This window comes from Hymenobacter agri, assembly GCF_054778495.1.
Map to the genome: position 1 here is coordinate 1 of NZ_BAAGZM010001176.1, position 692 is coordinate 692.

Annotated in this window: 1 protein-coding gene; it reads left to right on the forward strand. The window is 65.2% G+C overall.

Annotated features, from left to right (window positions below):
• Nucleotides 1–555 (forward strand): ATP-binding cassette domain-containing protein (locus tag ACYVDE_RS25185; RefSeq protein ID WP_460504254.1); only part of this gene is annotated, 555 nt, incomplete at its 5' end.
• Between the last annotated feature and the right edge of the window lie 137 nt (nt 556–692).

Sequence of the window (692 nt, forward strand, 5' to 3'; positions counted from 1 at the left end):
TTTGCCGGGCAGCTGCCGGCCCAGCTCTCGGGCGGGCAGCGCCAACGCGTGGGCCTAGCCCGGGCCCTGGCCGCCGACCCGCCCATTATTCTGCTGGATGAGCCCTTCGGCGCGCTCGACCCCATTACCCGGGCCAGCGTCCGGCGCGAGTTTCGGGAGCTGGAAGAACTGAAAACAAAGACCGTGGTGCTCGTGACGCACGACGTGACGGAAGCCTTCGAGCTGGCCGACCGCATCCTGCTGCTCGACGGCGGCCGGGTGCAACAGCTGGGCACACCCCGCGAGTTGCTATTTCAGCCCGCTAATGACTTTGTGCGCCGCTTTTTTGCGGCTGAGCGGCTGGCGCTGCAGCTGCGCACGCTTACGCTGGATGACGTTTTTCGGAGCCATCCAACGGCCACGTCAACCACATCCATCGCGGCGTCGAGTACCGTTCACGAAGCACTGGAAGCTTTAACGACGGCCGAAACACCCACTTCACCCTTCACCGTGGCACAGCTGATGGCGGCCTTTGGCGAAGCTCTGCAACGAGAGGAAGCCGCATGGAAACGCTAACGGCCCTATTTACATTCTGGCGCGAGCAGGCCGGCAAGCTCGGCGAGCAAACCGTGCAGCACATCGGCCTCACGGCGGGCTCGCTGCTGCTGGGCGTGCTGCTGGGCGTGCCGCTGGTGCTATGGTTGTCGCGCCGG